A 6919-nucleotide genomic window follows, 5' to 3' on the forward strand; every position below is an offset into this window, starting at 1 on the left:
CAAATGGGACGAGTCGCGAAGCATACCACCGTCGCCCGCGCCTGCCCAACTCCCGCGCTCAGGGACAGCTCAGGCTGGCGCCGCTCAGCGTGGCGCCGGCGCTGGCGGCCGACTGGGCATAACCGGTGCTCTGCAGATTGAACGACAGGGCGACGGCGGCGCCGCGGCTGTCGCAGATGCGGAAGTCGCCGGTCTGCGCCACCGCGACATAGGGCGGGCGCGGATTGAAGCTGACGCTGGCGATGGTGCCGCTGGCGGTGCCCGCCGCCAGCGTGCCTATGGTGGGGGAACCGGAAACCAGCGGCTGCGATTTCAGCAACACCGCGCTGCCGGACTGTTGCTCGCTTATCACCCAGCCGGCGCTCCAGCTGCTGCCGCACGCCGTGCTGGAAGCCGCGCTGTACGGACAGATGGTGACGACGCTGTCGTCGTTCACCGCCGACGCCCTGGCCTGGCTCATCGCGCTGAGCAGATTGTCGCGGGTGCTGATCAGCCGCTGGTTCTGCATCAGCGTCTGCCAGGCCGGCATCGCCACCGTCAGCAATATCACCATCACCGCCAGGGTGACCATCATCTCCAGCAAGGTGAAGCCGCGGCTGTTGCCCGACATGCGATTCCCCAGTCAATGCGGCCAGCAGGTGCTGCTGGTATCGCTGCCCTGCGCGTTGGCCGCGCTGCGCAAGCCGCTGTTGCTGACATTGAAGCTGCTGCAGGTGGTGTCGGCCGCCTGCAGTCCGCCGGCGGCCGGCGTGGCGGTCAGCACATAGCCGCTGGCCGTGGTGGCGGAAGACACCTGCACCTGGTAATAGCCGCCAGGCGAGCTGGCCGACACCGTGCAGGCGGCGTTGTTGTAAGCGAAATACTGGGCGTAGCACTGCTCCATCTGCGACTGCGCGGCGGTCAGCGCCTGCCAGGCGTCGCCGCGCCGCGATTGCTGCACATGGCTGGTGTACAGCGGGTAGGCGATCGACGCCAGAATCGCGACCACCGCCAGCGTCACCATCATTTCAACCAAGGTGATGCCGCGCATCCCCGCCGGCCCGCTCCGCCCCCGCTTCACATGATCTGCCACCAGCCGCTCCAGGAATAGTATTGCTGCAACGGGCTGCTGCTGGTGCAGCTCAGCTTGCCGTTGGCGCAATTATTGTTGCTGTTGCCATTGCCCCCGCCCACCAGGATGCTGGCGCTGTAGCCGCCCTGATTCGAGGTGACGAAGGCCGGCGTCGATGCGAAGAAGCTGCCCAGCTGCACCCCGGACACCGGCAATTGGTTATAGACATCCTGGCTATTGACCACCCCGTTGCCATTGGCGTCGAGGAAGGGCTGCGTCGGCGGCCCGCCGGTGGCGTAGCTCGACGCCATCAGGAACGACAGGCCGCCGCTGGTGCAAGGCGTGGAGGGCGGCGCGAAGGTGGTGTACACCACATTGCCGGCGAAGACCTGCGGATTGGTCAGCACCCGGGTGCCGCTGCCGGCGAAGCTCAGCGTGTAGTACCAGCCGTACAGGGTCGGGCAAGTGCGCCCCACCACGCAGCTGAGCGGCGGGTTGGGGCTTTGCCAGTTGTAGGTGGTCGAAGTCACCGTGGTGTTGGTGAAGCCCGACTGCGCCGAGGTGACCAGCGACTCGGTCTGCTGCACCAGGTTGGACGGCGTCAGGCCGCTGATGCTCAGATTGTCGTAAACGGCGTAGAAGGCCTGGGTATTGGTATTGGTCAGATCGGATTGGGCCAGCAGCTGGCCGGTGCCGAAATAGACCATCGTGCCCTTCTGCTTGGGGAAGTTGGCGTTCAGCGTGGCCGCAGGCGCGGCGGTGATCGGCTGGTGGTTGCCGCTGCTGTCGGTGGCGGTGAACAGCAGGCGCACGCTCCAACTGGCCGGATTGCTGCTGCCGATGTTGATCGCCCAGACATTGCCCTGCAGATCGCCGGCGTAAACCATGTCCACCGCCGCGCCGGCATTGCCGCTGCTGTTGATCGCCACTACCTCGGACAAGCCTTGCGGCGCGCTGCTGTTGCAGGCCGCCGGCACCGAGCTGCACAGATCTATCTTGGCCAGCGTGGCGCCGGTCTGCGGATTCACCGCATAGAAGATGGCGTGGTTGCCGCTGCTGGCGTAGCCGTTGCCGAACATCACCGCGAATCCCGGCGTGGCGTTGACCCGGGCGATGGAGGGCCGACCATAGGTATAGCCCAGGCCGCTGTCGCTGAATTCCCACAGCGCGGCATTGGCCAGCGCCGTCTCGCTGGTGAAATTGGACGGCGTGGTCACGTCCAGCGCGTAAATGGTGGAGCCTCCGCCGCCCAGGCCGCCGACCAGCAGCGAATGCCAGACGCCGTTGGCGAACATCACGTCGCCGGCCTGCGGCGAGCCGTCGACGAAATAGATGTGGTTGTTGTTGTACGAGGCGCTGGTCAGCTGGTACAGGTTGGAAAACACGCCGTTGGGGATGAAGGCGAAAGCCTCGTTGCCGGTGCTGGCGTTGAATGCGTGCAGCATACCGTCGTTGCCGCCGACATAGAGCAGCGGCGTGCGGTTGGCGTTGGCGTTGATGAAGCTCAGGTAGCTGGCGTCGCTGTACGGGCCATCCGGTTTGGCCACATACACCGGGCCGCTGTCTATGATGTCGCCCAGCAGGTGGCTGCGGTTGCGGAAGCCGCCGCCGTTCTGCACCTCCTGCGACTTGTCGCCGCGCAGGTAGTTGAGCCGCAGGCTGCCCTTGGTGTCCGATGGCTGCAGCCAGCCCTGCTGGGTGCTGTTGATGCCGGTGACGCCGGAAGCCGGCCATTCGAACGGCACGCCCTTGCTGTTGACCGCGTCCCAGGTGGCGATCAAGCGCGTGTTTTGCCAGGCGTTGCTGCTGGAGAAGGTGTCCACCTGAGTCTGCGCCTGCCAGTTGGCGCTGGTGCCGACGTTCAGCCCGCTGCTGGTGGACAACGAATAGGCCGACAGATTGCCGGTCCAGTCGTTGTACGGGCTGTCGCTGGGATTGAAGCTGGCGAGGAAAGCCTGCGAATTGGTGCTCAGCGTGGTGCTGTTGAGCGCCACCGACGCCTGGTCGTAACTGCCTTTCTGGATCTGCACCAGGATGGAGCTGAGCGCGTTGCTGAACGCGGTGGCGCTGACTGCCGGGTAATAGGAGCCGGTATTGCCCGCCACCGCCATCGCGGTCAGCGTCTGCGCCGCCGTAGGATTGGTAGCCGGCGCCACCCCGGCGCCCAGGCCTATCACATATGTCTTGATGCCGCTGTTGGCCAGCGACTGGATCTGGCTGATGGTGTCCAGCAACGCCTGATCGTTGGTGGCGCCGGTGTTGAGCGAGCCGTCGGCGTTGAAGCTGGCGGTCACGCCATAGCCGCTGGCGGCGGCGCTGCCCGCCGGCGGCCAGAAGTTGCCGCTCTTGTCCTGGGTTGGCAGGCCGTCGGTGATCAGCACCACGTATTTTTGCGGCGAGCAGCCGCTGCTGGACGACGTGCTGGTGAACGAGGTTTGCGCGGTCTTCAGCAGCGCGTAGATCGGCGACTGCCCGGCCGCCGACTTGATTTCGCTGGTGCTGGTGGAATTGGTTTCCGGCTGCAGGAACGGCGAGAAGCTGTTGTAGGCGCTGGTGAGCTGGCTGGCCGACGGGCTGCCCAGATTGGTCATCGTCACATTGGTGGTGGCGCCGGAGTACGACTGCGAGCCGCCATAGCCCCAGCCGCGCTGCACATACATCACCTGCGGCGAGTAAGGCACGTAGCCGGCATTGGTCGGACTGGTGGCCCAGTTGGTGCGCCCGCCCGGTGCCATCGTGCTGTAGGACACCGACACCGAGCCGGACTTGTAGCTGCTCAGCGAGTAATAGGTGTAGGGATTGCTGGGGCTGACCGTGCCGTAGGTCATGAACACCGGGTTGAGCGACGAGGAATACAGCACGTCGTTGATGTTGGCGTCGTCGCTGGTGGCCGCCACCGTCATGTACTGGCTGCCGCTGACCGACGACCCGCTGAGGCCCAGCGACAGCGCGATCGACGCGCAATTGCTGGCCACGGTGGTCGACGACGAGGTCAGGTAGTTGTAGCAGGGGTTGTAGACCGTGTCGGTGCTGCTGGTGGCGGTGGGCGTATTGGTGAAGGCGAAGCCGCCGGTCGGCGCCATGTAATACACCCAGGTGGTGTACATCCTGGTGTTGCTCATCTGGTAGGACAACAGGGCGAAATCCGTCGTCGCCAGATAGGTGTTGAGGATCGACAGGATGCCGGCCTTGGCGACATTGAGCCGCGACGGGCTGTTGTCGGCCAGTTGGCCGCCGGACAGCGTCGAGGTGTACGGCACCAGGCTGCCGGCCGCGCCGCCCGACACCGGAGGCGTGAAGCTGGCCGGCACCGGGTAGTTGATCGGCGAGGACGAGCCGGTCAGTCCGCTCACCGCGCCGGCGCCGGTCAGCAAAGCGCCGCCGCGGCCGGTATAGCTGGTGGAAAAGCCATTGCTGCAGTTGGCGCCGGAATTGCCGGTGCCGTTGCAATAAGTGATGGTGCTGCCGTCCATCGATTCGGAATTGGTGACGGCGATCACCACCTGCGGCCGCGCCGGGGTGGTGATGGTCAGCGGCACCTGCGAGATCGCCAGCGTGGCGGTGGAGCCGCCGCCGGCCACCTTCCGGGCCGCCAGCAGAATGCATGCCAGCAGCAGGATGCCGACCACGATGCGCACCGCCGGTTTCCAGTCAGCCATATCCGCCTCACTGCGTGAAGATTGCCTGGACCACCACCGGGCTCGCGCCGTTGCTGGTGACCACCCGGGCGGTCACCCGGTAGTTGTTGCCGCCGGCCGCCTGCCCATAGATCCCGCGGTTGCCGCAGCTGGTTCCCGCCCGGCAGGCCGCCGGCATGTTTTCCACCACATAGCTGCTGGTGACGGCCGAATTGGGCGGCGTGCCGGTATAGCCGGGAATCGTCATCGCGCTATTGGTCCAGAACGAAGGTGTGTATAAATTCTGCTGCCACGCCGGCACGGTGTTGGCGTTGAACTGGTAGTAGCCGTTGTTGCCCGCCACCGTGTAGGTCTGGCTGGCGAACACGCCCTGCAGCATGGCCGAGTACGCCTGGCGCAGCGTGCCCTCCGCCAGCTCCAGATTGCTCTGGTACTGCACGTTGTTGCTGGCCATGTGCAGCTGGCTCAGCGATTGGGTGCTGCCGGCCAGCCCCAGGATCATGATCACCAGCATGAAGATAAGGGCGATGATCAATACCACGCCGCGCTCCGAGCCGGCTTTGCGCAATGGTTTCATAGGCCCGCGTTCCTCAACGATACCGTCATGGTGTAGACATGGCGCAGCCGGGTGTCGCAAGGCACATTGACCGTATTGCTCAGCACCGTCCACTGCGTCCGGTTGAGGCAATTGCCGGCCTTGCTGAGCGGCGCGGTGCCTTGCGGCCCTTCCAGCAGCACCGCGATGCGCAGGCTGTTCACCTGGCTCCAGCTGCTGATCTGGTTGGCCGGCAAATATTCGGTGGTGACGCCTGGCGCGCTGCCTATGCCGTACCACACCTGCATGGTGTCCACCCCGGGCACGATAGGGGTCACCTGCCAGCCTCCGCCGGTGCCGTCATACACCGCCTGGTACAACGCGCTTTGCGTTCCCGAGGCCTGGCCGACGAAGTAAGCTGTCTGCGACAGCAACGCCGCCACCGAGCCCACCGGAAAATCGCTGTCCAGCGCCTGGTTGAGATTGATGACGCTGCCGCCGCTGGCGCTGCCCACCCCGCTGACCTGCATGATGGACGAGTGCGCGCAATTGGAGACCGACAGCAGATTGTTGGCCGCCACGCCCGATGCCGACAGCGTCTGCAACGAAGTCGCGCCGGTCGAGGCGTAAACGCTCACCCACACCGGCACCGTGCCGTTGCTCTGGCCGCTGAAGACCACCACGTCGCTGCCGGGCTGCACCTTGCCCTGCAGGCTGCTGTCCAGCGCCGGGCTCCAGTCGGTCAGCGCGCTGTCGTTGGCGCCGTTCAGGCTGGACAAGGTCAGCGTGGACGACGCCACCACCGCGTCATAGCCGGTGACCGGCGCGCTGAAATTCCCCAGCAGGCCATTGGCGCTCACCAGCGCGTTGGAAGTAGTCGCCCCGGAACAGCCGAAGAAACCGGCGCTGCGCGCCGTCTGCGAAATCAGGCTGGAAACGGTGGCGCCGGCGTTCTGCAGCTGGCCCTGACCGGCGTCGGTCGAATAATCCTTGCGCCCCGCCACCATCACACCCACCAGCGCGGTCAGCAGCAGCAGGCCGATGGTGACCGCCACCATCAGCTCCACCAGCGAAAAACCTGTCTGCGCGCGCGTCGGCCTCACATGATGGTCCTCACGATTTCGGTGAGCACCGCACCGCCGCTCGCCGCGTTGCCATCCGTCCACCACACCTGCACCACCCGCTCGGTGGTGGCGCCGCTGGCCGGCTGATAAATGCTGCCAGTGCCGTTCGGCAGATTGTTCTGCAAGTCGGTCAGCCACTGGTATTTGTCGAAAGTGGCCATGGTGGCGGCAGTGCAGGCCGTGGCCACGCAATTGCTTTGAAAAGTGGACGCGCTGACGCCGGAGGCGACGTCATAGGCGCCGGCGGCCACCTGCGCGGAATTCGCCCGCATCCGGTCCACCATATCGTAGGCATACTGATTCGCCATCTGGCGCAGATAGCCGGAGCCGCTGGCGCGCTCCGCGTTGAGCATCACCGCGATGGCGGCCAACACCCCCATGGCCAGCACCAGCAGCGCGATCAGCACTTCCAGCATCGTGAAGCCCATTGCCGCCCGCCAACCTCTCATTGCCCGGACTCCCGTCTATGGTCACAAGGAAAGCCGCTTTGCCTCATTGCAAGCATAGGAGACGCGTCGCTCCAGCCGAAAAGGCCTGCCGACGGAAGTAAGCGCCGTGGCGACGGACGGTC

General features: G+C 65.4%; 6 protein-coding genes. All 6 read right to left on the bottom strand.

The annotated features are described in order from the left end of the window. Positions 1-58: 58 nt before the first annotated feature. The 6 genes from MY55_RS07600 to pilV are packed head-to-tail and all read right to left on the bottom strand — an operon-like array spanning position 59 to position 6797. Entirely contained in the window at positions 59-610 is a 552-nt protein-coding gene (locus MY55_RS07600; RefSeq protein WP_043578879.1) for a GspH/FimT family pseudopilin, read from the bottom strand. Positions 611-622: 12 nt separating this feature from the next. Further along, positions 623-1072 (bottom strand): type IV pilin protein, encoded by a 450-nt coding sequence (locus MY55_RS07605; RefSeq protein WP_146008393.1) that lies wholly within the window; start codon positions 1070-1072, stop codon positions 623-625. Beyond that, positions 1057-4710, bottom strand: coding sequence for a pilus assembly protein (locus MY55_RS07610; RefSeq protein WP_052941631.1), 3654 nt, complete (start codon positions 4708-4710; stop codon positions 1057-1059). Before MY55_RS07610 ends, MY55_RS07605 begins: the two co-directional genes overlap by 16 nt. A 7-nt stretch (positions 4711-4717) precedes the next feature. Continuing rightward, entirely contained in the window at positions 4718-5266 is a 549-nt protein-coding gene (locus MY55_RS07615; RefSeq protein WP_080509355.1) for a pilus assembly PilX family protein, read from the bottom strand. Then, complete coding sequence (locus MY55_RS07620; RefSeq protein ID WP_047238828.1) at positions 5263-6327, bottom strand: PilW family protein; 1065 nt, start codon at positions 6325-6327, stop codon at positions 5263-5265. The genes MY55_RS07615 and MY55_RS07620 overlap by 4 nt, the downstream gene beginning before the upstream one ends. Then, a complete protein-coding gene (pilV, locus tag MY55_RS07625; RefSeq protein ID WP_080509354.1) occupies positions 6324-6797 on the bottom strand; it encodes a type IV pilus modification protein PilV in 474 nt (157 codons plus the stop codon). Before pilV ends, MY55_RS07620 begins: the two co-directional genes overlap by 4 nt. Positions 6798-6919: the final 122 nt, after the last annotated feature.

It is taken from the genome of Chromobacterium subtsugae (assembly GCF_001676875.1).
Taxonomy (GTDB): domain Bacteria; phylum Pseudomonadota; class Gammaproteobacteria; order Burkholderiales; family Chromobacteriaceae; genus Chromobacterium; species Chromobacterium subtsugae.

Coding starts and splice junctions, on each gene's coding strand:
- MY55_RS07600 (WP_043578879.1), bottom strand. CDS start 610: ATGTCGGGCAACAGCCGCGGCTTCACCTTGCTGGAGATGATGGTCACC.
- MY55_RS07610 (WP_052941631.1), bottom strand. CDS start 4,710: ATGGCTGACTGGAAACCGGCGGTGCGCATCGTGGTCGGCATCCTGCTG.
- MY55_RS07615 (WP_080509355.1), bottom strand. CDS start 5,266: ATGAAACCATTGCGCAAAGCCGGCTCGGAGCGCGGCGTGGTATTGATC.
- pilV (WP_080509354.1), bottom strand. CDS start 6,797: ATGAGAGGTTGGCGGGCGGCAATGGGCTTCACGATGCTGGAAGTGCTG.